We start from the raw sequence: 21,853 nt of genomic DNA on the forward strand, positions 1-21,853 counted from the left end.
GTGTGAAAGCTAAATTTTTTCTTTACCCTGACAAGAGCTGTCAGGGTTTTTGACTATAATAGGCTGTATCAATTGAGATTGGAGTGTTATGGATGCAGTCGAAAACAGTTTATCTTTATGCATTTCCTACAATGTCGGATTGGGAATATGGATATTTAATGGCCGAACTGAACTCGGGAAGATATTTCAAAAAAGATGCAGCACCTTTAAAAGTCATGACAATAGGAGTGACTAAAGAAATGGTGACGACGATGGGAGGGCTGCGCATCAAACCGGATATCTCACTTGATGAGTGGACGCTTGAGAGTACGGATCTTTTAATTTTACCCGGAGGGAATACTTGGGGAGAAGAGATTCATCAGCCGATCTTAAAAAAGGCCGGCGAAGCTTTAGAGCTTGGCGCGATGGTTGCCGCAATTTGCGGCGCAACTGCGGGACTGGCGAATAACGGATACTTGAATTCAAGAAAGCATACAAGCAATGACCTGGCATATATGAAAATGGTCTGTCCCCATTATAAAGGAGAACCATTTTATGAGATGGACCCAGCGGTATCTGATGAGAATCTGGTTACTGCATCAGGAACGGCTCCTCTTGAATTCGCGAGGGAAGTGCTGAAAAAATTAGACGTGTTTGCACCGGATACATTGGATTCATGGTATCAGCTCAATAAGACCGGCCAACCTGAATATTTCTTCACGTTAATGAACTCGATCAATAAGTAGCTCAAAGACCATGAGGAGAACGATGCTTTAGACGCTGGAGGAGCATTTTTTTCGGTAGATAAGCAAATTTCATGAGGGAAAAGGGTTTTTTATTTTATTTAACACTCTGCTTGGTATGGTATAATCTACCTCGTATAAAAAGCTTTGCTCACTCAAGGGAAGTCTTGCTCATCCCCTTCTGAAAGGGGGTGATAAAAGTGACAGCATATGAAACAATCTCTTTAATGATTGCTTTTGGCATGCTGATTGCCATGTTGTCAAAGAACAAAGAAAAATAGACCGCCCCTTGAGCCTGGAAAGTGATAGGGAGTGGTCTATTTTAGATCAATCTGAGCAAGCCCCTTCGAAGGGCCGGCTTTTTGTACAAGCCGAAGTGTTGGAGCACTTCGGTCTTCTTAATATATACAACATGCTTTCTGAGATTACATCTATATCATAAGGAATTTTCATTAATTTGTAAATGGTGATAGCAAATTGTTGTTTTTATGAATCGGAAAGGTATTTTCTGCCCCATTTTGTCTAGCACTGTTTATAACCTTGGGCTCCAACAACCCTTCAGCCTAAGAAAAAGCCCACCCGTTATCACAGACTTTTCACAGGTTTCAGAAGCCAGGCGGGAAGAAAACCGCTAATGCCAATGATCAAAAAACCAATGATCGACAGCAGTGCAATCGCAATGGAAGAGAGCGTTTGCTGAAGGCTGTAAGCCGCGCAGGAAAGCAGCACACCCAATCCTAAGGTGATGAGGAAGACCTTTTGATTCGTGAAAAACAACGTTTCAGATCTTTTGAATTTGATATAAATTAAAGGAAGACCCGTATAGCCTCCTATGATAAGTGTGAACAGCATCGCTAAAATAAACTGAGGTATAGCTGAAACATTGACTCCGAACATTTCTCCAAATGAAGCCGACCAGCTGCTTAACATCACAAATCCTAAAAGATAGAGAATGGATAAAGCCAAATTTTTCATTTAAATCCCTCCACTTGAAAATATACACTATAAGTATTCAGAAGTAAAAGCGGAATAATTATCTTAGTGTTTGAACTAAAAAACTATTGTTTTATTAAGAAAAAATAGTTGAATGGAGTTTCATGGTATTAAAAGAATTTTTGGGAGAATATGCTATAATTAACTTATACATTTAAGGAGCTGTTTAATTTGAAACATTATAAAGGGGATGGCGCGGTATTTCTTGTAATCGGTTTTTGTTTAGGGCTTTTCCTTGGAGTCGTTTTTAATATTTTATCGTATGGTCTTTCTATAGGAATAATGCTTGGATCGTTAATAGATCTTTCTTTTTATATTCGATACAAAAAGATAAACAATAAATAGAGTGATCTTTTAATTAAACATCTATGCCACGTACAGGATTCTAACTATTTGGCTGTCAAGATGAGAGTACTGTTAAATGTTCTATTTGGTTATTTTTTTGACAAAGCATAAAAAATAAATCATACATACTACATTCAATGGACTTAAATGTGTTGGACATTATGTATCACTTTATGATTTTTTTACTTATCTTCAAAATAAAAATAACACCCTTGCGTCTTTTAAGCGAGGGTGTTATTTAATTGCTCTACATTTTAAACTGAGAAATCTTTTCTTGAAGGTCCTACGCTATAACCGCCAGGTCTTCTGATGCTTTGGCGATTTCTGCCGTAATCGATGACTGCTCCTCTGTTAAAGCGGATGAATTGTTTAGGTTTTCGTTTGTGTTCACTGAATAATCGTGCACTTGTTTGACGATATCGCGCATTTGTTTTGTATGTTCTTCAACAGCTTGGATATCATCTTTGATAAGCTGAATATTTGCTGTCACATCATGGATAGATTGATGGATGCTTGTAAAGGACTGCCCCGTTTGTTTGACTTTTTCGATGCCTGTATGTGCAGCTTGCTGGCTGTCTTTCATCGATTCGACTGAATGGGTTATCCCGTCTTGTATTGAGTGGATGGTAGCTGAAATATCAGTCGAAGCATTTTTTGTTTCCTCGGCAAGCTTGCGGACTTCCTCAGCCACGACGGCGAACCCTTTTCCTGATTCACCAGCTCTCGCCGCTTCAATAGCAGCGTTTAATGTTCTCTCTCAGAACGGCTGCAAGCAGCGGGATCAAGATCATGATTTTCAAAAGAGTTGGCAAGTTTTCAAAAGCGAATGCTTTCAAAATAGAACCTCCTTAAACCTCTGATTAAGCTTTATCGGCTTTTCGCCGATTCCACTGGATAATCCCACCTGTACAACAGCTTAAAAACGGTCTTCAGCATCATCCAAAGCAGATTTATAGGAATTTCATATTGACTTTGGGTTGTTTCATTATATAATCTAATTGATAATGAAAATCATTTGAGAAAAGGGGATACAGCATATCATGAAACGTTTTAAATGGTTTGCGCTGTTCGCTGCGCTTTTCCTTATATTAGCCGCCTGTGGAAATCAAGAGAAAGAACAAGCTGCGGAGAAGAACGACAGCAAAGATTCCTATACTGTAAAGCACGCAATGGGAACAGCGACAATTGACGGCACTCCGAAAAAAGTCGTTGTGCTGACGAATGAAGCGACAGAAGCAGTGCTCGCCCTGGGTGTTAAACCTATCGGCGCCGTTCAATCCTGGCTGGGAGATCCATGGTATGATCATATTAAAGATAAAATGAAAGGCGTAGAGAACGTCGGAACGGAAGCTGCGCCGAATATTGAAAAAATCGCGAGCCTGAAGCCTGACCTAATCATCGGCAATAAAGTTCGCCAAGAAGAAGTATACGACAAGCTGAAAGCAATCGCGCCGACCGTATTTGCCGAGACATTGTCAGGGGAATGGAAAGACAACTTTAAGCTGACAGCCGAGGCGCTCAATAAAAAAGCAGAAGGCGAAAAAGTCATCGCTGACTTTGACAAGCGTGTTGAAGACATTCATGAAAAGCTCGGCGATAAAGTGAAGCAAAAAGTCTCTCTCGTCCGCTTTACAGATGCCGATACCCGCATCTATCACAAGGGATCGTTTGCCGGAACGGTTTTGGATCAGCTCGGTTTTGCAAGGCCTAAAGGCCAGGAAGCCAACGATCTCGGACAAATGGAAGTGACAAAGGAGCAAATTCCTGATATGGATGGAGACGTGCTTTTTTATTACACGTATGAGACAGGCGATGACAAAGCAAGCGCCATTGAGAAAGACTATATCAACGATCCGCTCTTTAAAAATTTAAGCGTCTCCAAAAAAGGAAACGTCCATAAAGTGAGCGATGCCGTCTGGAATACAGCCGGGGGCGTCCTTGCAGCGAATCTGATGCTTGATGATATCGAAAAATACTTTTTAAAATAATGAAAAAAAAGTCAAACGGATCAGCGCATTCGTTTGGCTTTTTTTGATGCTGCCTTAAGATTAACTCCCTTCTTACGATAAATATAGTATAAAATGACTAACGAGGTTTAAGTTTGATAGGAGGAAAGTCATGGATTTTTGCAAGGAATGTGGAAGGGAACGAACAAAAAATGCGCTGTATTGCAAGCATTGCGGCGCGCGGGCGGACGAGGAACGAGCTTCCGATCAGGCGGCGGGGTATCAGCGTGCGATGACACGAAAAAGAATCATCATCATGGCAGCAATCGCGGCCTGCTTGATTTTATTGTTTGCCGGCTATAAAACCGGTGAAGCACTCACTTCAAAGGAAAAACTGATTTCCGATTTTGAAGCTGCCCTCGATCAGAAAGATGCCAAGAAAGCAGCAAAACTGCTTCAATCATCAGACGTGGATCTGGCTGTCACGGAGAAAAACGTCAAGCCGCTCCTCGATTATTTGAAAGAACATCCGGATGAAGAAAAAGAGCTGATCTCATCCTTAAAGAGCGGTGCCGGCCATCCATTGATGACGATCGAAAAAAAGGGCAGACGTTTTTGGATCTATGACAACTATGTCTTGAACACGGCGCCTGTCTATTTAACGGTTAAGACAAACTATAAAGATACCGGCCTGTTTGTTAACGGTGAGAAGGTCATCACAACAGAAAAAGAAAACTTCGAGAAAAAAATCGGCCCGTTTGTTCCCGGTATTTACGAGGTGAAGGCAAAGCTGAAAAGCGGAATCGCCGACCTTGAAAAAGCGGAAAAGGTCACTGCCCTCCAAGGTGATGTGAAGGTTAATGCGGATCTTGACGGGCACATGGCAAAGCTCGTCTTTGGAGAAGGCTATGAAAACTTGAAAGGAACGCTCTGGATCAATGATCAGGAGATGAAGATCAACCCGTTCAAAGGAACTGAATTCGGACCCGTGCTGGCTGACGGTTCAATGACTGCTGCGGTTGAGGCGCAATTTCCGTGGGGGAAGCTGAAAAGCGAAAAAACGCCGATTGAAAGCGGGGAAATCGAAGTCAATCTTGCTTCAGACAAGGAATTTATGGATGAGATGATGACCACGGTCGTCAGTCATACAAAAGCAGCAGCAAAGGCCTTTGCAAGCGGCGATGTCAGCGGCATGACACTGGCCGCGACGTCTTATCAAACTAGCCTGAAAGAGGTCACGGACGGGCTGAAAAGCAGCAGCACCTACTATAAAGGCACCTACTTATCTACCGTATTTGATCTTGATTCGTTTCGGCTGTACAAAGAAGACGGGCAATGGAAAACAGAGGTCAAGGTGATTGAAAAGCATAAATCGGCTTATTATGACGACTACAGTGCCCCTGAACTGGAAGAAAACGATAACGGCTATACGTACACACTGGTCTATTCAGAAAGCAAGAAAAAGTGGTTCGTCGAAAAAAGCGATCCTGAAGCCGTTATCAATATCGAACATCAAAAAGAAATCAAAAATGACAATCCGAAGGAATACACATCGGCATGGGCTTCGGCAAAAGGAGCTGTGAACAATGCATCAGCAGATGAAGAGCTCACTGATCAAAAGGTTGCTTCCGCCATTGAAACGTATTTATACGGTCTTCAAGGCGCCATCAACACAAACAATTTCGGCCTTGTCCGCGATAGCTTGAAAGAAGGAAGTCCGCTGTACAACGATCAAAAGAAACTTGTCACTAAACTGCACAGCAGCGGGACGCAGGAAGAAGTTGCAGATTTCAGCGTAAACAGCTGGAAGCAAAACGGGCGGGAGGCAACGATTAAGACAACGGAGAAAATCAATATCATTAAAGGCGGAAAAGAACAGTTAAAAACGTACCATTGGACATATCATGCCTCCATCGAGAACGGACAATTGCTCTTGACGTCAATAGAATAAAAAAAAGCCTTTTTCCTTTGAGGAAAAAAGGCTTTTTACTTCACTAAAACAGCCGCCCTAATATAGAGCCTCCGATCCTTCCGAAATATTCAAGAAACAAATCTCCCATGATCCGCACAGACATAAATGTCAGCAAATAGACGATCAGCGTCGCGTAAATCGTATCAACAGCGCCTGCCGCTTTTTCGTGGTAGCTCAAGATGACAGCCGGCGGAATTAAAAAGGCGATACCGCAAAGGGCAAAGAAAAGAATGTATACAAACAAACCCGTTTGCATGAATGATAAGAGCAATGCGGCGAGCAGAAGTGCGACGAAAGGAACAAGCACCGTTCCAAACCGTCCGAGCACTTCCTTAAATGTCGCTTGCACACCTCGAATGCGCACACCTGCGTATGTAAAAACAAATAATAAGAAAATATAAATAGCAAAGGTAAAAGCGGGCTTGACGACGATATCAAAAAATGTCGGCATTGCGTAGGATCGGCCGAATAATCCGGAATAGTCCCCCAGAGAGTCAAAAAAGCCTTTGAGGCCGAAGTAAAACATCAGCGGCACTGTAAGCGCAAAGATCACCATTGTGATGATGCTGTTGAGGATGTGCTGTTCCCCCGCGTTTTTCATTTCGGTATACGGTCGTTTCAATACCTTTAAACAAAAGGAAAAATACATGGAAGACGCTTGTTTCGCCGCCTCCGTGTACCTCGCTGCCTGCGGCGTTTCAGCGGGAGCCTTGCTGTCAGCACTGCCGCCTGCCAAGCTTGCCCCGCACTGCTCACAAAATTTTCCGCCATCTGTTTGATGGCCGCACTTTGAACATGTCATAAAAATAAAATCTCCTTTGAAATAGTTATTTTATCCTATAAAAAATTATTATAAAGGAAAGTGCCGCAAGATGACATTGTTTTTTGAAAGTTTAAGCGGCCAACGTCGGAGGTAAAAATCGATTACCCATATTTTTTTACGAAGAAAGGAGTGGTAAACCGTGTTTGCTTTTATCATCCATGTTTTTGTATCATTGTTCGCCGTCACAAATCCGATAGGCAATGTGCCGATCTTTTTGGCGCTCACAGAAGGCTATGAAGCAAAAGAACGCACCGCATTGGCGAGAAAGGCAGCAATTTTATCGTTTCTGATTCTGATCGCGTTTCTCATATTCGGAGAGTTCATCTTCAGGCTTTTTGACATCAACATCCATGCGTTGCGAGTTGCCGGCGGTATTTTTATTTTCGGAATTGCCTACAATCTGCTGAATGCGAAGCAGTCTCATGTTCAGTCGCTCCATCATGATGAGCACCGCGAGAGCAAGGAAAAAGAGGATATCTCGGTGACGCCGCTCAGCATTCCGATCATTTCGGGGCCCGGAACGATTGCAACGGTGATGAGCCTTTCGGCCGGCAGCCGCAGCCTGGTTCATTTTGGCGGTATGATCATCGGCATCGCCGCCGTCCTCCTGCTGACGTTTGCGGCTTTTCATTATTCGACGCTGATCAGCAACAAATTGGGGCAGACGGAAATGAATGTGATCACCCGGCTGATGGGCTTGATTTTGGCGGTCGTGGCGGTCGGCATGATCGGCACGGGCTTAAAAGGGATGTTTCCGGTTTTGTCGGGATGATTGGAGAAAAAGCAAAAAAAGCTGCTTTATTCTTTGCAGCTTTTTTTCAATTTATGAAGGTTTCGGCACATGCTTGAAGATTTCTTCGCTTTCTAAAAACGCGATCAGATTGTCAAGCCACTCGCAGTAATCGATCCATTGTTTTGTTTCTGCCAGCAGCTCATTGATTTTAGCTTCGGTTTCGGGTGAAAGGCCTTCTTCCTCAAGGGCTTCCAACAGCTCTTTTCTGATTTTCTTCCCGATCATCCTGTTCTTTTTGACGACTTTGCTCCAGTTGGCCGTAAACAATGAAATAAACGTTTGGTAATAATCTTGTTCGACATCGTACAAATCTTTGCGGACGCCTTTTTCAAAAACTTTTTCGGCTATATTTAAATCGAGCATTTCGCGGACGACCTGGCTCATTCTCGTTTTGCTCATGCCCGTTTCTTCTGACAGTTCATTTAAAGTCATCGGCTTTCTGTTCATATAGATAATCCCGAGCACGCGGCCGACAGTTGATGATATACCGTACGTATTCATGTTTTCCGCGATTTTTTCTATGAAATGTTCTTCCGCTTGTTTAATCGCCTTTAAAGCGTTTTCCTCCAAAGCACATCATCCCTTCGGGCAGCCAATTTTATTGTCAATATATCATAATTTTGCTAGCGGTTGAAAACACTAAAACGGCAGGAAAATAAAGAAATCGGCCGTAATTTTAAGAATAACCAGCAGATTGATGCCGTTAACATATATTTTTATGTCTTATGTATATAATTTAAACACTTTGTAAACTTTTTATTTCACAAAGTGTATTTTATAATAAATGAGATGTTGAAATTTTTAAAAAACAGATGGAGGTGTGCGTTTTGCTGAAGCTAGAAAATGTATCGAAGGTTTATAAAGGCGGAAAAAAAGCGGTCAAGAACATTGATCTTGATATAGCAAAAGGTGAATTTATCGTCTTTATCGGACCGAGCGGCTGCGGGAAGACAACGACGATGAAAATGATCAACCGTTTAATTGAACCGACTTCAGGAAGCATTTACATCGACGGAGAAAACATAATGGATCAGGACCCGGTGGAGCTGCGCCGGAAAATCGGCTATGTCATTCAGCAAATCGGACTCTTTCCCCATATGACGATTCAGCAGAATATCACGCTTGTTCCAAGGCTTTTGAAATGGCCGGAAGAAAAGCGGAAGAAGCGGGCGGAGGAACTGCTTCAGCTCGTTGATATGGGGCCGGAATATTTGAACCGCTATCCTCATGAACTAAGCGGCGGACAGCAGCAGAGAATCGGCGTGCTGCGGGCGCTTGCGGCAGAGCCGCCCCTCATTTTAATGGATGAACCGTTCGGAGCGCTGGACCCGATCACCCGTGATTCGCTTCAGGAAGAGTTCAAAAAGCTGCAGAAATCGCTGGACAAAACGATTGTCTTTGTGACCCACGATATGGATGAAGCGATCAAGCTTGCCGACAGAATTGTGATTCTTCGTGCCGGCGAGATTGTTCAAGTCGGAACGCCTGACGACATTTTGCGGAATCCGGCTGATGAATTCGTTGAGGAGTTCATCGGAAAAGAACGGCTTCTTCAGTCCCGTCCTGACATCGAGCATGTCGAACAAGTGATGAATCCGAATCCGGTCACGATTACGAGTGAAAAAAACCTGACTGAAGCGATTCAAGTGATGAGGGAGCGCCGCGTCGATTCACTGCTTGTTGTGGACGAACGCAATGTCTTAAAAGGATATATCGACGTTGAAATCATCGATCAATACCGGAAAAAAGCCGTCACGGTCGGAGAGGTTGTCAATGAGAATGTCTACTCCGTTCAAAAAGGCACGCTCATCAGAGATACCGTCCGAAAAATTTTGAAAAGAGGATTCAAATATGTTCCCGTTCTTGATGAAGAAGGGCGCCTTGTCGGAATTGTCACAAGGGCAAACCTTGTCGACATCGTGTACGACTCGATTTGGGGAGATGAAGAAACCCTTGTCCAACGTTAAATGTAGGGAGGTGCATCAATCATGAATCAGATCGTCCAATTTCTCCAGAACAACGGCGGGGAAATGCTTTATAAAACATGGGAGCACTTATATATATCCATTTTTGCGGTGCTGCTCGGCATCATTATCGCGGTTCCGCTCGGTGTCGTTTTAACGAGAATGAAAAAAGGGGCCGGCGTCGTGATTGGAATTGTTAATATCATTCAAACGCTGCCGAGTTTGGCGATTCTGGCGTTTTTTATTCCGCTCCTCGGAGTGGGAAAGATTCCGGCGATTGTCGCGCTGTTTTTCTATTCAGTCCTACCGATTCTGAGAAACACTTACACGGGCGTAAAAGGCGTCAATCAAAATTTGCTTGAATCAGGAAAGGGAATCGGTATGACTGCATGGGAACAAATCCGCCTGATCGAACTGCCGCTGTCGGTGCCGGTGATCATGGCAGGCATCCGGACTTCCACCGTTTACTTAATCGGCTGGGCGACGCTCGCGGCTTTTATCGGCGGCGGTGGACTCGGCGACTATATTTTTATCGGGCTCAACCTGTACCAGCCTGAGTACATTATCGCCGGAGCGGTGCCGGTTACGATACTGGCCATTGTGATCGACTATATGCTGTCGAAAACCGAAGACAAAGTCACGCCCCAAGGATTAAAAGGGATGAAGGAAGTATCATAAGGAGTTGGCTCTTATGCAAACAAAAAAATTGAGACGGCTCGGCGCCGTCATGCTGGTCTTCTCGCTTTTGATCAGCGGCTGTGCGCTGCCGGGTCTTGGCGGGGCTTCCGATAAAACGATCAAAATCGGGGCGCAAAACCTGACCGAATCCGAAATTCTTGCCAATATGATCTCGCTTTTGATCGAGCATGATACAGATCTCAATACGGTGCTTGTCAAAAACCTCGGCTCAAACTATGTGCAGCACCAGGCCATGCTCGGCGGAGACATCGACATTTCAGCGACGCGCTATTCGGGAACCGATCTGACAAGTACGCTAGGAAGGGAAGCGGAGAAAGACCCGGAAAAAGCGCTTCACATCGTACAGCAGGACTTTAAAAAGAAATTCAACTACAAATGGTTTGATTCTTACGGATTTGACAATACGTACGCTTTTACAGTCACGAAAGAACTCGCTGAAAAAGGGAACTATGAAACCATATCCGATCTGAAAAAAGACGCGGATAAACTGAAGCTTGGCGTTGACAATGCCTGGCTGAAACGAAAAGGCGACGGATATCCGGGATTTAAACAGGAATACGGATTTTCATTCGGCTCGACCTTTCCAATGCAGATCGGACTCGTTTATGACGCCGTCAAAAACGGCAAAATGGATATCGTTCTTGCCTATTCAACGGACGGCAGGATCAAAGCCTATGATTTAAAGCTGTTAAAAGACGACAAACGCTTTTTCCCGCCGTATGACTGTTCGCCGGTCGTGCCGGAAAAAGTGCTGAAGGAACATCCAGAGCTTAAAGAGACCATCAATAAACTGATCGGAAAAATCGATACCGAAACGATGCAGGAGCTCAATTACGAAGTTGATGGAAAACTGAAAGAGCCTTCTGTCGTCGCGGCCGAATTTTTAAAGAAGCACAATTATTTTGAGTAAAAGGAGGGGCTGACAAATGGAAGTGCTGCAGCAGCTTTGGACGTATTATGCGCAAAACGGGAGCTATGTGCTGGGGGAATTTTACCGACACTTTTTAATGTCAGCATACGGCGTATTATTCGCCGCCGTCGTCGGCATCCCTGTTGGTATTTTCATCGCCAGATACCGGAAGATCAGCAAATGGGTCTTTTCCATCACCAATGTCATTCAAACGATTCCGGCGCTTGCGATGCTCGCCGTCTTGATGCTAGTCATGGGACTCGGCGCCAACACGGTGATTCTATCATTGTTTTTGTATTCGCTTTTGCCGATTATTCGAAACACATATACGGGAATCGTCAGCATTGAGCACGCCTACCTTGAATCAGGGAAGGCGATGGGCATGACGAAATTTCAAGTGCTCCGGATGGTGGAGCTTCCGCTCGCTTTGTCGGTCATTATGGCAGGGCTCAGAACGGCGCTCGTCATCGCGATCGGCATCACGGCCATCGGCACGTTTGTCGGCGCTGGCGGCCTCGGGGACATCATTGTCAGGGGGTCAAACGCGACCAACGGAACAGCGATCATTCTGGCAGGCGCGATCCCGACGGCACTGATGGCGATCATCGCCGATCTGTTCATGGGATGGCTTGAACGTGCGCTGAGCCCCGTTAAGCATCATAAAGGCAAGACGCCGAATCCGGATGCCGCTTAAATGGCAGCCGAAAAAAGCCGAATTTCTGCTAAAGAGAAATTCGGCTTTTTATGATTGGCGTTTTTTCGCTTCATTGACCAAAAAATGAAAGTACTGTTCGAGGTTAAGCAGGTCTTCGCGGGACAAGCAGTCCCATTTTCCGGGCTCAAACAGCCACAGATCTTCGACGCCATGCTTGGCCGCGATGTCCTGCATCGTGACATAGCCGCGCGGTTGTTCGCGAATCTCGTCAGCCCTCATATAACCGGCAATATCCATGAGCTGCTCGTACGGCATTTTCAGAGCATCGGCCAATTTTCTGATCGTCGCGGGCTTTGGAACGCCGCGGTGGCCGTTTTCGATTCTGGAAATGGCAGCGGCGCTCACACCGGCATACATAGCAAGCTGATTAACAGACAGGCTTCTTTGTTCCCTCAGCTCTTTGAGTCGTTCGCCGAACATTGTCATCGCCATCTCCCCCGCAAATTCATGATATAAACAGTTTAATACAAATGTTGACTAAAGGAAATACTTAGACAGGAAAAATATTGACAAAAGTTAACATAAGGGATAAAATAACAGCAGGGTCGAAAACAGACGAAAATGATAAAAAGGGGGGCGTGCGCTGCGGAGAAGGTATTCAGTTTTTGTTTCGGCTGCTTGCTTCCTGCACGAGAAAGTCGAAATATTTGTCCAGGTTTTCGATGTCTTTCTTTGAGAGCACCTTCCACTTTTCGCTGTCAAACAGAGAAAGATCCTCTAAATCGTACTGTGAAACGATGTCGTAAATGGAATCGTAGCTGCTTCTTGCTTCCTGGACTGTAGATGCGCTGATATAGCCTGCGGATGCCATCAGTTCCTCATACGGGACTTTCAAAGCGTCCGCCAGTTTTCTGATCGTCGCCGGCTTCGGCACGCCGCGCTTTCCGTTTTCAATTCGCGAAATGCCGGCCGAACTGACGCCGGAATACATCGCCAGCTGATTGACGGTCAGTTTTTTCCGTTCCCTTAATTGTCGTAAATGGTATCCAAAGTTCGTCATGGCCAAAACCTCGCAATCTCTTATTATAAAATATTTTAGTACGAATATTGCCTATAGGAAACATATGGATGATAAAAGTATTGACAAAAGTTAACAAATCGTTTATGTTCAATATAGACAAAAAGAAACATAAGAGATTAGAAAGGGGAGTAATCATGGTAAAAAAGATTCATATCAAAAGAGATTTTGTTCTCCAGTATATGATTGAACACAATCTCTCCTTAAATCAGCTTGCCATTGAAATCGGCGTATCCCCGGCGACTCTGAGCAGAGTTTTAAATGGCGAAAGGAGGCCCGGACAGCTTGTGATCGGAAAGATGATTCAGTATTTCAACAAAAAATTTGAAGATCTCTTTTATTATAAAGATGTTGACAAATGTCAATAAACAAAGTAAAAAAGGAGGCTTTTCAAACGTGAAAAATACGGGAATTGTCCGGAGAATCGATGAGCTCGGCAGAGTCGTTCTCCCGGTCGAAATGCGCAGGGTGCTGAATATCAATGAAAAGGACCCGCTCGAAATATACACCGACGGAGAAAACATCATTTTGACAAAATACGCCGCCAACATGGCATGCTTGATGACCGGCGACATCACCACCAAAAATAAAACGTATGCGGGCGGCAAAATCGTACTCAGCCCAAGGGGAGCAGAAATGCTGCTGGAAGATATGATGGCGGCCTTGTCAGAAAAATGATTACATATTCCGCCTGATAGGGAGCATAGCCGCTCCTTTTTTTTGTATACCTTATTCAGGCGCTGGGAAAAAATAAAAAAAGCTGTTCGAAACGCTCGTGACATGCGCTTGCTTTTCATGTAAAATAAAACTATTGTCAGCCAGTTTGTCTGGAGGTGTAGGTTATGGCCGCATTTTTAACGGTCTTATTAGTGATTGTAAGTATCGTACTGATCGTTGTCGTTTTACTGCAATCCGGCAAAAGCGCCGGATTATCAGGCGCAATTTCCGGCGGAGCCGAGCAGCTTTTCGGAAAGCAGAAAGCAAGAGGACTTGATTTGATTCTTCACCGGATGACGGTCGTTTTAACCGTGCTTTTCTTTTTCTTAACGATTGCGCTTGCTTACTTTGTATAAGACAATGAAGCATGAGGTCTGATGTTCAAGTCAGGCCTTTTTCCTATTTGCAGGTCTTTGTATGAAGAGACCGGGCGATTGATAAAGTTTGTTTCAAGACTAAACGTGGAAGAATACATATGAAAAGGAGACAGTGAATCATGAAAATCGTCAAACCACAACCTTTCACATTTAAAGGCGGAAAAAAAGCAGTCCTGCTGCTGCACGGATTTACGGGCAACACGGCGGACGTGAGAATGCTCGGAAGATATTTGAATGAAAAAGGCTACACATGCCATGCGCCCCAATATAAAGGCCACGGCGTGCCTCCGGAAGAACTTCTTTCCACAGGGCCGGAAGACTGGTGGAAAGACGTCATGAACGGGTATGAATATTTGAAATCGGAAGGGTATGAACAAATCGCCGCTTGCGGTCTGTCTCTCGGAGGGGTTTTTTCATTGAAATTGGGTTACACTGTACCCATAAAGGGAATTGTTCCAATGTGCGCGCCGATGTATATCAAAAGCGAAGAGACGATGTACGAGGGTGTGCTTGAGTATGCCCGCAATTATAAGAAATTTGAAGGCAAGGCAGCGGAACAGATTGACGCTGAGATGGAAGAATTCAAAAAAACGCCGATGAACACGTTGAAAGCACTGCAGGATTTGATTGCCGATGTCAGAGAGCATGTGGACATGATCTATTCGCCTACATTTGTCGTGCAGGCGCGCCACGATCATATGATTAATACGGACAGCGCGAACATCATCTACAATGAAGTTGAAACGGATGATAAGCAGCTGAAATGGTATGAAGAATCCGGTCATGCCATCACATTGGATAAAGAACGCGAAGCACTGCACAAGGATGTGTATCAATTTTTAGAAACGCTGGATTGGCAGACATAAGGAGGTCTGGTTAGTGGAAAAAGAAGAATTTATGGATAAGCTTCTCTCCTTTATGAAAGAAGAAGCGTATAAACCTCTTACAGTTCAGGAACTGGAAGAGATGCTGGAAATCACCGATTCGGACGAATACAAAGAGCTTGTCAAAGCTCTTGTAACCCTTGAAGAAAAAGGGCTTGTCGTCAGAACGAGAAGCAACCGCTACGGTTTGCCAGAAAAAATGAATTTGATCAAAGGGAAGGTGTCGGCTCACGCGAAAGGCTTCGCGTTTGTTCTCCCCGAAGATTCCTCGCTTGACGATGTCTTCATTCCGCCGTCTGAGCTGAATACGGCAATGAACGGAGATACCGTGCTTGTCCGCCTGAGTACGGAGTCCGGAGGTACAAAAAAAGAAGGAGCCATCATCCGCATCATTGAGCGCAGCATTCAGAAGATTGTCGGCACGTATACAGAGACGAAAAACTTCGGCTTCGTCATTCCCGACGATAAAAAAATCACGAATGACATCTTTATTCCGAAGCACGCCAAAAACGGCGCCGTCGAGGGGCACAAAGTCGTCGTCCGCCTGACAAGCTATCCTGAAGGCCGGATGAGTGCGGAAGGGGAAGTTATCGAGATTCTCGGCCACAAAAACGACCCCGGCATCGATATCCTTTCCATCATTCATAAACATGGCCTCCCGGGAGACTTTCCGGCTGAGGCGATGGAACAAGCCGGCAATACGCCTGATACAATCGATGAAAAAGATCTTGAAGGCAGACGGGATCTGCGCGATCAAACGATCGTCACGATCGACGGCGCAGATGCCAAAGACTTGGATGATGCCGTTACCGTCACAAAACTCAAAAACGGCCATTATAAACTCGGCGTCCACATTGCCGATGTCAGCCATTATGTCACAGAAGGGTCTCCGATTGACCAGGAAGCATATGAACGCGGCACGAGCGTCTATCTTGTCGACCGGGTGATTCCGATGATCCCGCACAGGCTGTCGAATGGAATCTGCTCTTTAAATCCGAAGGTTGACCGGCTGACTTTGTCGTGCGAAATGCTCATTAATCCTCAAGGGCAAGTCGTCGAACACGAAATTTTTCAAAGTGTCATTAAAACGACCGAGCGGATGACTTATTCTGACGTGAACAAGATTTTAGTCGATGACGATGAAGAGCTGAAGCAGAAATATGAGGCGCTTGTCCCGATGTTCAAAGACATGGAAGACTTGGCTGCGATTCTGCGCGGCAAGCGGATGGAACGCGGTGCCGTCGACTTTGACTTTAAGGAAGCGAAGGTACTCGTCGACGAAGAAGGAAAAGCGAAGGACGTCGTCTTGAGAGAACGGTCGACAGCAGAAAAGCTGATCGAAGAATTTATGCTTGTCGCCAATGAAACGGTCGCAGAGCACTTTCATTGGATGAATGTTCCGTTTATTTACCGGATTCACGAAGATCCGGATCAAGAAAAGCTCCAGAGATTTCTTGAGTTCGTTACGACATTCGGCTATGTCGTCAAAGGGACGGCCGGAAGCATCCATCCGAAAGCGCTGCAAAGCGTGCTTGAAGAAGTCAGGGATCGTCCTGAAGAAGCCGTAATTTCAACGGTTATGCTCAGATCGATGAAGCAGGCGAAATACGATCCGCAAAGCCTCGGACACTTCGGCTTGTCGACTGAATTCTACACCCATTTCACGTCACCGATTCGCCGCTACCCTGACTTGATCGTCCACAGGCTGATCAGGACGTATTTGATTCAGGGCAAGACAGACGAAGCGACAAGGGAGAAATGGGCCGAAAAACTGCCTGAGATCGCCGAGCATACGTCAAATATGGAACGCAATGCCGTAGATGCCGAGCGGGAAACGGATGATCTGAAAAAAACCGAATTTATGCTGGATAAGATCGGTGAAGAATTTGACGGTGTGATCAGTTCCGTTACGAACTTCGGCATGTTTGTCGAGCTGCCGAACACGATCGAAGGGCTTGTCCACGTCAGCTTTATGACGGACGATTTTTACCGTTATGATGAACAGCACTATGCCATGATCGGCGAGCGTACGGGCAACGTCTACCGGATCGGCGATGAGATTACGGTCCGCGTCGTTGACGTCAATAAAGACGAGCGGAACATCGATTTTGAAATCGTCGGCATGAAAGGCTCCCGCCGCCGGCAGAAACCGGAGCAAAAACAGAAAAAGGGTCCTAAAAAGGATGCTCCATCGGCTGACAAAGGGGAATGGTTCACCAAGCCGAAAAAGAAAAAAGTAAAGAAAAAACGCGGTTTTCAAAACGCGCCGAAACAAAAACGAAAGAAAAAGAAAAAATAGACGGCACACGTCAAAAAAAGGGCGGCGAAATTGTAAGGCGAACGTTCATTTGATAGAATAATACGTATTCGCCGCCCTTTTGAATGTGAGATTGAAGGCGGGAGGAGGTTGCCGTATGCCAAAGGGAGAAGGGAAGGTTGTTTCCCAAAATAAAAAAGCAAATCATGATTATTTTATAGAAGAAACATACGAAACAGGCATCGTGCTTCAAGGTACGGAAATCAAGTCCATTCGCGCCGGACGGGTGAATTTAAAGGACGCGTTCGCTAAAATTGAGCGCGGGGAAGTGTTTCTTCACAATATGCACATCAGCCCGTATGAGCAGGGGAACCGCTACAACCATGATCCGTTGCGGACGAGAAAGCTTTTGATGCACCGCAAGCAGATCAACAAATTGATCGGTTTGACGAAAGAGCAGGGATACTCGCTCGTACCGCTCAAGATTTATTTGAAGAACGGTTTTGCGAAAGTGCTGCTCGGACTCGGAAAAGGGAAGAAGAAATTCGACAAACGCGAGGACTTAAAGCGCAAAGACGCCAAACGCGAAATCGAAAGAGCATTCCGCGACAGGCAAAAAGGCTTGATCTAAAGCCGGAACCCATGTTATCCTATATGAACGTGATCACAGACATTACCATTTGGAATTGACGCGTGATCTTGTTATAATAGTGATGCAGCCAGTTATCCGACTTCCTTTTCATCCAAGGGGACGTTACGGATTCGACAGGGACGGATCGAGCTTGAGTTGCGAGCCGAGAGGCGATCTCGTAAAAACGCACCTAAATATAACTGGCAAATCTAACCAGAACTTAGCACTAGCTGCCTAATTAGCGCAGCGAGCTCTTGCCCGCATCGCCTATGTGCCGGTTAAGAGCCCATAACGAAGTAGGCTACGCTTGCGCTCCCGTCTGAGAGCGCAGGAAGAGACTTATCAGACTAGCTTTCCGAGGGCCTGCCCGCAGGCACGAAGATGAGCGAAACTAAATATGCAGGGCTACGCTCGTAGACGCTGAAGCAATCGACGTTTCTGGACGTGGGTTCGACTCCCACCGTCTCCATCTTTTGAGTTTTAAGGTTGATTTGATAGGGTTTATGAAACCGTGGTAAGAATTGTGGTAAGAATTTTTACGCGCTAGAGTATCAAGCTTCTTTAAGGTGAATAATTTCAGCAGTCTTGAAGTCGTCTTCCATTTTGAGGACGGCTTCTTTTTCTGTGCTCGGATATAAATGGCTGTATATGTTGAGTGTTGTGCCCACATCCTTGTGACCGAGCCTTTTTGCCACGACAGATGGGATTGTGTTCCTGTTAATTAAATAGCTAGCATGTGAATGGCGGAAATCATGTAGACGAATTTTTTTAACCTTTGCCGCCTTAACGTATTCAGCGTATTTTCTATCTAGTGTTGTAGTTGAAATGTGGTCATGAAATTCCCCAAATACTACATATGTCATTTTTGTCTTGGTTTTTGCTTTTAATTGAGCTAATAACCTCATTACGTGTTTAGGCATCATGATTTTTCGTATAGACGATGTTGTTTTTGGTTTAGTCACTATTCGGTTATAAACGGTCTTATCGATATTTATAGTGTTACTGTCAAAATCAATATCTCCCCATGTGAGAGCTAATAACTCTCCCTTTCGCATACCGCTATAATAGAGTGTCATAAAAAGTGCATAATATAACTGATCATCTACGTGTTGAATAAACGCTTTAAACTCGTCTAACGTCCAATAATTGATGTGTTTATCTTCTTCTATATCCACATTTCCTGCTAAACGTGCTGGATTATCTTTTGTGTACTCTTGTTTAATCGCAAAGTTAAATACAGCCGATAAAACTTGATGTATCTTTTTGACGTGCGCAACGGCATATCTATCAAGCAAATCATTCTGAAAACGCATTATGTCCCTTGAACGAATGTTGTTAATTTTCTTGCTCCCGAACCTTGGTATCAAGTGAGTATTTATAATGCTACTTGTTTTTAAATATGATGATGCCTTTCTTCTTTTTTTGTACCATTTCAAGTATTCTTTTGCGACAAATTCAAAAGTTGGATTATCTTCATTTTCTCCGTCGTCAGTTTCTAGTCGTAAAAGGGTTTCTGCTTCAGCCCTCTTCGCTTCTCCGCTTGATTTAAATCCTCTTCTTTTTATCTGTTTGTATTCTCCATTTCTGTTTGTATAGGATATGATAAAATAATATGTTCCCCTTTCCTTGTCTTTATAGACAGGCATACTAAATTCACTCCTTTAAAAAAAGGCGGGTGATCGTCCCGCCTGTGATTAAATTTTTAGCGCTAACAACTTAATCTAATTCTGCGATATATAGAACTACTTTTCCGTGAATTCTTAAATCGATGTTATCAGCAGATGTTACGTAATCCGTAAAACTTAAATCGGAAGAATCAGGCCTAAATATAACTTTATCTTCCCTGCGGTAAAATCTCTTGACAGCATAATCCCCGCCGTCACTGTAAACCACTATATCTCCATCGCGTAGATTGGATAATGGTACAGGCCTTACTGCAATCAGTGAGTCGTGGGGCATAATCCTATTCATGCTATCGCCATTAATCCGCATCATAAAGATGTCTTTCCTACCTGCCCATTTGCCCATAAGGTTGTCCGGTATTAAGATGTACTCCACATTGTTCTCATCTATGCTGTCTATGCATAAAGGAAGGCCGGCGGATATGCCTATCGGGTAGTATGGGTATTTGGTTGATAGCTGAACAGGTTCTGTGCTTTCCCATCCCATTAGGTATGCAGGAGTAACATTCAATGCCTTTGCTAAGGGTTCTAGTACTGTCAAGGGCATGTTGTCAATTTCATTACTTTCATACCTGTAAACCGTTGCCCTGTTTTTTTTCAGTTTTTGGGCAAGCTGGTCAACTGACATATTTAGTTGTTTTCTTCTACTTCTTATTCTTTCTCCTACTGTCATTCTCTTCACCTCCCAATGTTAGAATAACACTTATTTCGCATATATGCAACAAAAGATAATTTTTTTATCGTTTATTTATTGATATTTGCGAAATTAGTGTTGACTTTAAGAAAATAAGAGCCTATAATGAAAATCGAAATCGCACGATATGCGAAAATAGAAAAGGGGGTGATAGCGTGGTCAATGTAAATAAGTTAAGAGGGAAGATTGTCGAAAATGGAATGACTATCGGCGAGCTTGCAAAAAAAATTGGCGTAGATAGAAGTACATTCTATAGAAAACTCAATAGTAACGGAGAAACTTTCTCAATTAAAGAAGCAAATCTAATATGTACTGTTCTAGGTTTAACGAGTAAGGAAGCAACAGTTATTTTTTTTAATCAGTATGTCGCATGAAATGCGAAAAAAAGGAGAGAAACCATGAATCTATCAATTATTGAAAAGAATAACCAACGTGTTTTAACAACAGCCCAGTTGGCAGAAAGCTATGGGACGAATAACCGTCGGATCTCCGAGAATTTTAAACGTAACATAAATCGCTTTAAAGAAGGGAAACATTTTTACTCTTTGCAAGGGAAGGAAAAACGGGATTTTATCAACCATACGCAAATTGAGGATGGTTCAAAAAACGCCCAAACGCTCTACCTTTGGACGGAAAAAGGTGCATGGCTTCATGCGAAGTCACTAAATACCGATCAAGCCTGGGACGCTTATGAAATGCTTGTGGATGAGTATTACAACGTCAAGCAAACTCAAATTGATACATCCCAGTTAAGCCCTGAACTACAAATGTTCAAGCAAATTTTTGATTCAGTAGCCCGTACACAACTAAAGCAGCAGGAACAAGACAAACGCCTTGATGCTGTTGAAAAGAAGCAAGACAACATTAAAGAAGTTCTTTCGCTTAATCCTACTGAATGGAAAAAGAAAGTGAACAAGATCATCAATGCTATTGCGCTATCAAAAGGCGGTTTCCAAGCCTATGCAGATGTTAGGAAAGAAAGTTATCAATTGTTGGAAGATAGAGCGAGGTGTCGTTTATCCATTAGGCTTACGAATAAGAAATCCGAAATGGCCTTAAACGGTGTGCCTAAGTCAAAAATAGACAAGGTAAACAAAATGGACGTTATTGGCGATGATGCTCGCTTGACTGAAATTTATCTAGCGATCGTGAAGGAAATGGCCATTAAGTACGGTGTGGGTGAGGCGTCATGATACATAAACTCTACGTTGCTCGTCGAGAACGTGGATTGTATCAAAAAGATGTCGCTCGAAAAATCGGTATTCATCCACAGACCTACCATGAAAAGGAACGTGGGAAAAAGGAATTTACTTTAAGAGAAGCAAAGGCGCTTACCAAATTGTTTGGCTGCACTCTGAATGATCTATTTCAAGATTGAAGAAGTGTGGATAGCTGTTACTCAAAAAAAGCAACAGCTCAAGGGAATGAAACGACATACACTGACCATCACATCAAAATACCAATGGCAATTAAATATCATGCAGACCTAAAAAATGAGGAGGGTTTATCATGACATGCACACTAGAACTAAAACGTGAACAGCCCGAAAAAGCGCAAAAAGTTGTGGTGATTAGTACAGATACACATCAACAGTTAAAAGATTTAAGTGCAGAAACAGGTATCAAGTTACATAAATTAATTGATTCCTGTCTCCGCTTCGCATTAGATCACATTGTGATTGTAGGGGAAGATGACTAGCATTCCTAGTAAA

27 protein-coding genes, 1 other RNA gene and 1 pseudogene are annotated in these 21,853 nt (G+C 43.9%); 21 read left to right on the top strand and 8 right to left on the bottom strand.

Annotation, left to right across the window (positions count from 1 at the left end; translation table 11 throughout):
* Positions 1-92: 92 nt before the first annotated feature.
* Positions 93-725, top strand: coding sequence for a type 1 glutamine amidotransferase family protein (locus ACH97_RS00285; protein ID WP_020453000.1), 633 nt, complete (start codon positions 93-95; stop codon positions 723-725).
* A gap of 197 nt (positions 726-922) precedes the next feature.
* The gene (locus ACH97_RS24360) at positions 923-1,003 is read left to right on the top strand and encodes a putative holin-like toxin (RefSeq protein WP_095292191.1); all 81 of its coding nucleotides are present in this window, start codon (positions 923-925) and stop codon (positions 1,001-1,003) included.
* A gap of 304 nt (positions 1,004-1,307) precedes the next feature.
* Here ACH97_RS24360 and ACH97_RS00290 read toward each other — a convergent pair whose 3' ends face one another.
* Positions 1,308-1,697 (bottom strand): hypothetical protein, encoded by a 390-nt coding sequence (locus tag ACH97_RS00290; protein WP_020452999.1) that lies wholly within the window; start codon positions 1,695-1,697, stop codon positions 1,308-1,310.
* A 189-nt stretch (positions 1,698-1,886) separates the two neighbouring features.
* On the opposite strand from ACH97_RS00290, the gene ACH97_RS24565 reads away from it, so the two are divergent.
* Positions 1,887-2,060, top strand: coding sequence for a glycine zipper domain-containing protein (locus tag ACH97_RS24565; RefSeq protein WP_023856319.1), 174 nt, complete (start codon positions 1,887-1,889; stop codon positions 2,058-2,060).
* A 283-nt stretch (positions 2,061-2,343) separates the two neighbouring features.
* Here ACH97_RS24565 and ACH97_RS00295 read toward each other — a convergent pair.
* Positions 2,344-2,808, bottom strand: a pseudogene (locus ACH97_RS00295) (methyl-accepting chemotaxis protein); the annotation flags it as partial.
* Between the two features lie 292 nt (positions 2,809-3,100).
* Here ACH97_RS00295 and ACH97_RS00300 point away from each other — a divergent pair.
* Complete coding sequence (locus ACH97_RS00300; protein WP_020452997.1) at positions 3,101-4,048, top strand: ABC transporter substrate-binding protein; 948 nt, start codon at positions 3,101-3,103, stop codon at positions 4,046-4,048.
* A 130-nt stretch (positions 4,049-4,178) separates the two neighbouring features.
* Positions 4,179-5,957: a zinc ribbon domain-containing protein gene (locus tag ACH97_RS00305; RefSeq protein WP_048350319.1), complete on the top strand. Its 1,779-nt coding sequence runs from the start codon at positions 4,179-4,181 to the stop codon at positions 5,955-5,957.
* A 43-nt stretch (positions 5,958-6,000) separates the two neighbouring features.
* Here the strand turns inward: ACH97_RS00305 and ACH97_RS00310 are convergent, their stop codons facing one another.
* Positions 6,001-6,780, bottom strand: a complete 780-nt coding sequence (locus tag ACH97_RS00310) for a zinc ribbon domain-containing protein (protein ID WP_020452995.1) — start codon at positions 6,778-6,780, stop codon at positions 6,001-6,003.
* 160 nt (positions 6,781-6,940) lie between these two features.
* Here ACH97_RS00310 and ACH97_RS00315 point away from each other — a divergent pair, with 160 nt between their 5' ends.
* On the top strand, positions 6,941-7,573 hold the full coding sequence (locus ACH97_RS00315; RefSeq protein WP_020452994.1) for an NAAT family transporter: 633 nt from the start codon (positions 6,941-6,943) through the stop codon (positions 7,571-7,573).
* Between the two features lie 51 nt (positions 7,574-7,624).
* Here the strand turns inward: ACH97_RS00315 and ACH97_RS00320 are convergent, their stop codons facing one another.
* Positions 7,625-8,164 carry a GbsR/MarR family transcriptional regulator gene (locus ACH97_RS00320; protein ID WP_020452993.1) on the bottom strand — a complete coding sequence of 180 codons (540 nt, stop codon included), beginning with the start codon at positions 8,162-8,164 and terminating at the stop codon, positions 7,625-7,627.
* A gap of 257 nt (positions 8,165-8,421) precedes the next feature.
* On the opposite strand from ACH97_RS00320, the gene ACH97_RS00325 reads away from it, so the two are divergent.
* From ACH97_RS00325 to ACH97_RS00340, 4 genes are read left to right on the top strand one after another with little or no spacing between them, the layout of a single operon-like run.
* Positions 8,422-9,561 (top strand): betaine/proline/choline family ABC transporter ATP-binding protein, encoded by a 1,140-nt coding sequence (locus tag ACH97_RS00325; protein ID WP_020452992.1) that lies wholly within the window; start codon positions 8,422-8,424, stop codon positions 9,559-9,561.
* Positions 9,562-9,582: 21 nt separating this feature from the next.
* Positions 9,583-10,236: an ABC transporter permease gene (locus tag ACH97_RS00330; protein ID WP_020452991.1), complete on the top strand. Its 654-nt coding sequence runs from the start codon at positions 9,583-9,585 to the stop codon at positions 10,234-10,236.
* 13 nt (positions 10,237-10,249) lie between these two features.
* The gene (gene opuCC, locus ACH97_RS00335) at positions 10,250-11,167 is read left to right on the top strand and encodes an osmoprotectant ABC transporter substrate-binding lipoprotein OpuCC (RefSeq protein ID WP_020452990.1); all 918 of its coding nucleotides are present in this window, start codon (positions 10,250-10,252) and stop codon (positions 11,165-11,167) included.
* A gap of 16 nt (positions 11,168-11,183) precedes the next feature.
* A complete protein-coding gene (locus tag ACH97_RS00340; protein WP_020452989.1) occupies positions 11,184-11,861 on the top strand; it encodes an ABC transporter permease in 678 nt (225 codons plus the stop codon).
* A gap of 48 nt (positions 11,862-11,909) precedes the next feature.
* Here the strand turns inward: ACH97_RS00340 and ACH97_RS00345 are convergent, their stop codons facing one another.
* Both ACH97_RS00345 and ACH97_RS00350 read right to left on the bottom strand, forming a co-directional pair.
* A complete protein-coding gene (locus ACH97_RS00345) occupies positions 11,910-12,308 on the bottom strand; it encodes a helix-turn-helix domain-containing protein (protein ID WP_023856314.1) in 399 nt (132 codons plus the stop codon).
* A 172-nt stretch (positions 12,309-12,480) separates the two neighbouring features.
* Positions 12,481-12,882 (bottom strand): transcriptional regulator, encoded by a 402-nt coding sequence (locus tag ACH97_RS00350; protein ID WP_020452987.1) that lies wholly within the window; start codon positions 12,880-12,882, stop codon positions 12,481-12,483.
* 152 nt (positions 12,883-13,034) lie between these two features.
* On the opposite strand from ACH97_RS00350, the gene ACH97_RS00355 reads away from it, so the two are divergent.
* The 7 genes from ACH97_RS00355 to ssrA all read left to right on the top strand — a co-directional run bounded on the left by ACH97_RS00355 (position 13,035) and on the right by ssrA (position 18,238).
* On the top strand, positions 13,035-13,268 hold the full coding sequence (locus tag ACH97_RS00355; protein WP_164470226.1) for a helix-turn-helix domain-containing protein: 234 nt from the start codon (positions 13,035-13,037) through the stop codon (positions 13,266-13,268).
* A gap of 28 nt (positions 13,269-13,296) precedes the next feature.
* Complete coding sequence (locus ACH97_RS00360; protein ID WP_020452985.1) at positions 13,297-13,578, top strand: AbrB/MazE/SpoVT family DNA-binding domain-containing protein; 282 nt, start codon at positions 13,297-13,299, stop codon at positions 13,576-13,578.
* Between the two features lie 164 nt (positions 13,579-13,742).
* Positions 13,743-13,973, top strand: a complete 231-nt coding sequence (gene secG, locus ACH97_RS00365; RefSeq protein WP_003185418.1) for a preprotein translocase subunit SecG — start codon at positions 13,743-13,745, stop codon at positions 13,971-13,973.
* Between the two features lie 140 nt (positions 13,974-14,113).
* Complete coding sequence (locus ACH97_RS00370) at positions 14,114-14,860, top strand: alpha/beta hydrolase (RefSeq protein ID WP_020452984.1); 747 nt, start codon at positions 14,114-14,116, stop codon at positions 14,858-14,860.
* A 13-nt stretch (positions 14,861-14,873) separates the two neighbouring features.
* Positions 14,874-17,177 carry a ribonuclease R gene (rnr, locus tag ACH97_RS00375; RefSeq protein WP_020452983.1) on the top strand — a complete coding sequence of 768 codons (2,304 nt, stop codon included), beginning with the start codon at positions 14,874-14,876 and terminating at the stop codon, positions 17,175-17,177.
* Positions 17,178-17,292: 115 nt separating this feature from the next.
* A complete protein-coding gene (smpB, locus tag ACH97_RS00380) occupies positions 17,293-17,766 on the top strand; it encodes an SsrA-binding protein SmpB (RefSeq protein ID WP_009329604.1) in 474 nt (157 codons plus the stop codon).
* A 116-nt stretch (positions 17,767-17,882) separates the two neighbouring features.
* Positions 17,883-18,238, top strand: a transfer-messenger RNA (tmRNA) gene (gene ssrA, locus ACH97_RS22570).
* 79 nt (positions 18,239-18,317) lie between these two features.
* Here the strand turns inward: ssrA and ACH97_RS00385 are convergent.
* Positions 18,318-19,412, bottom strand: coding sequence for a tyrosine-type recombinase/integrase (locus ACH97_RS00385; protein ID WP_003185410.1), 1,095 nt, complete (start codon positions 19,410-19,412; stop codon positions 18,318-18,320).
* A 70-nt stretch (positions 19,413-19,482) separates the two neighbouring features.
* A complete protein-coding gene (locus ACH97_RS00390; protein ID WP_003185408.1) occupies positions 19,483-20,121 on the bottom strand; it encodes a LexA family protein in 639 nt (212 codons plus the stop codon).
* A gap of 176 nt (positions 20,122-20,297) precedes the next feature.
* Here ACH97_RS00390 and ACH97_RS00395 point away from each other — a divergent pair, with 176 nt between their 5' ends.
* The 4 genes from ACH97_RS00395 (at position 20,298) to ACH97_RS00410 (ending at position 21,840) form a co-directional block, all read left to right on the top strand.
* Positions 20,298-20,516: a helix-turn-helix domain-containing protein gene (locus ACH97_RS00395; protein WP_003185407.1), complete on the top strand. Its 219-nt coding sequence runs from the start codon at positions 20,298-20,300 to the stop codon at positions 20,514-20,516.
* A 24-nt stretch (positions 20,517-20,540) separates the two neighbouring features.
* On the top strand, positions 20,541-21,335 hold the full coding sequence (locus ACH97_RS00400; protein ID WP_003185404.1) for an ORF6N domain-containing protein: 795 nt from the start codon (positions 20,541-20,543) through the stop codon (positions 21,333-21,335).
* Complete coding sequence (locus tag ACH97_RS00405; RefSeq protein WP_003185403.1) at positions 21,332-21,520, top strand: helix-turn-helix transcriptional regulator; 189 nt, start codon at positions 21,332-21,334, stop codon at positions 21,518-21,520. Before ACH97_RS00400 ends, ACH97_RS00405 begins: the two co-directional genes overlap by 4 nt.
* A gap of 131 nt (positions 21,521-21,651) precedes the next feature.
* Complete coding sequence (locus tag ACH97_RS00410; RefSeq protein WP_016886536.1) at positions 21,652-21,840, top strand: hypothetical protein; 189 nt, start codon at positions 21,652-21,654, stop codon at positions 21,838-21,840.
* Positions 21,841-21,853 lie beyond the last annotated feature (13 nt).

The organism is Bacillus paralicheniformis, assembly GCF_001042485.2.
In the GTDB taxonomy this organism is placed as follows: Bacteria; Bacillota; Bacilli; order Bacillales; family Bacillaceae; genus Bacillus; species Bacillus paralicheniformis.

What these genes read in the sequence shown, in the direction of transcription:
- ACH97_RS00285 (WP_020453000.1), top strand. Translation starts at nt 93, where the DNA reads ATGCAGTCGAAAACAGTTTATCTTTATGCATTTCCTACAATGTCGGAT.
- ACH97_RS00290 (WP_020452999.1), bottom strand. Translation starts at nt 1,697, where the DNA reads ATGAAAAATTTGGCTTTATCCATTCTCTATCTTTTAGGATTTGTGATG.
- ACH97_RS00300 (WP_020452997.1), top strand. Translation starts at nt 3,101, where the DNA reads ATGAAACGTTTTAAATGGTTTGCGCTGTTCGCTGCGCTTTTCCTTATA.
- ACH97_RS00305 (WP_048350319.1), top strand. Translation starts at nt 4,179, where the DNA reads ATGGATTTTTGCAAGGAATGTGGAAGGGAACGAACAAAAAATGCGCTG.
- ACH97_RS00310 (WP_020452995.1), bottom strand. Translation starts at nt 6,780, where the DNA reads ATGACATGTTCAAAGTGCGGCCATCAAACAGATGGCGGAAAATTTTGT.
- ACH97_RS00330 (WP_020452991.1), top strand. Translation starts at nt 9,583, where the DNA reads ATGAATCAGATCGTCCAATTTCTCCAGAACAACGGCGGGGAAATGCTT.
- opuCC (WP_020452990.1), top strand. Translation starts at nt 10,250, where the DNA reads ATGCAAACAAAAAAATTGAGACGGCTCGGCGCCGTCATGCTGGTCTTC.
- ACH97_RS00340 (WP_020452989.1), top strand. Translation starts at nt 11,184, where the DNA reads ATGGAAGTGCTGCAGCAGCTTTGGACGTATTATGCGCAAAACGGGAGC.
- ACH97_RS00345 (WP_023856314.1), bottom strand. Translation starts at nt 12,308, where the DNA reads ATGACAATGTTCGGCGAACGACTCAAAGAGCTGAGGGAACAAAGAAGC.
- ACH97_RS00350 (WP_020452987.1), bottom strand. Translation starts at nt 12,882, where the DNA reads ATGACGAACTTTGGATACCATTTACGACAATTAAGGGAACGGAAAAAA.
- secG (WP_003185418.1), top strand. Translation starts at nt 13,743, where the DNA reads ATGGCCGCATTTTTAACGGTCTTATTAGTGATTGTAAGTATCGTACTG.
- ACH97_RS00370 (WP_020452984.1), top strand. Translation starts at nt 14,114, where the DNA reads ATGAAAATCGTCAAACCACAACCTTTCACATTTAAAGGCGGAAAAAAA.
- smpB (WP_009329604.1), top strand. Translation starts at nt 17,293, where the DNA reads ATGCCAAAGGGAGAAGGGAAGGTTGTTTCCCAAAATAAAAAAGCAAAT.
- ACH97_RS00385 (WP_003185410.1), bottom strand. Translation starts at nt 19,412, where the DNA reads ATGCCTGTCTATAAAGACAAGGAAAGGGGAACATATTATTTTATCATA.
- ACH97_RS00390 (WP_003185408.1), bottom strand. Translation starts at nt 20,121, where the DNA reads ATGACAGTAGGAGAAAGAATAAGAAGTAGAAGAAAACAACTAAATATG.
- ACH97_RS00400 (WP_003185404.1), top strand. Translation starts at nt 20,541, where the DNA reads ATGAATCTATCAATTATTGAAAAGAATAACCAACGTGTTTTAACAACA.
- ACH97_RS00405 (WP_003185403.1), top strand. Translation starts at nt 21,332, where the DNA reads ATGATACATAAACTCTACGTTGCTCGTCGAGAACGTGGATTGTATCAA.
- ACH97_RS00410 (WP_016886536.1), top strand. Translation starts at nt 21,652, where the DNA reads ATGACATGCACACTAGAACTAAAACGTGAACAGCCCGAAAAAGCGCAA.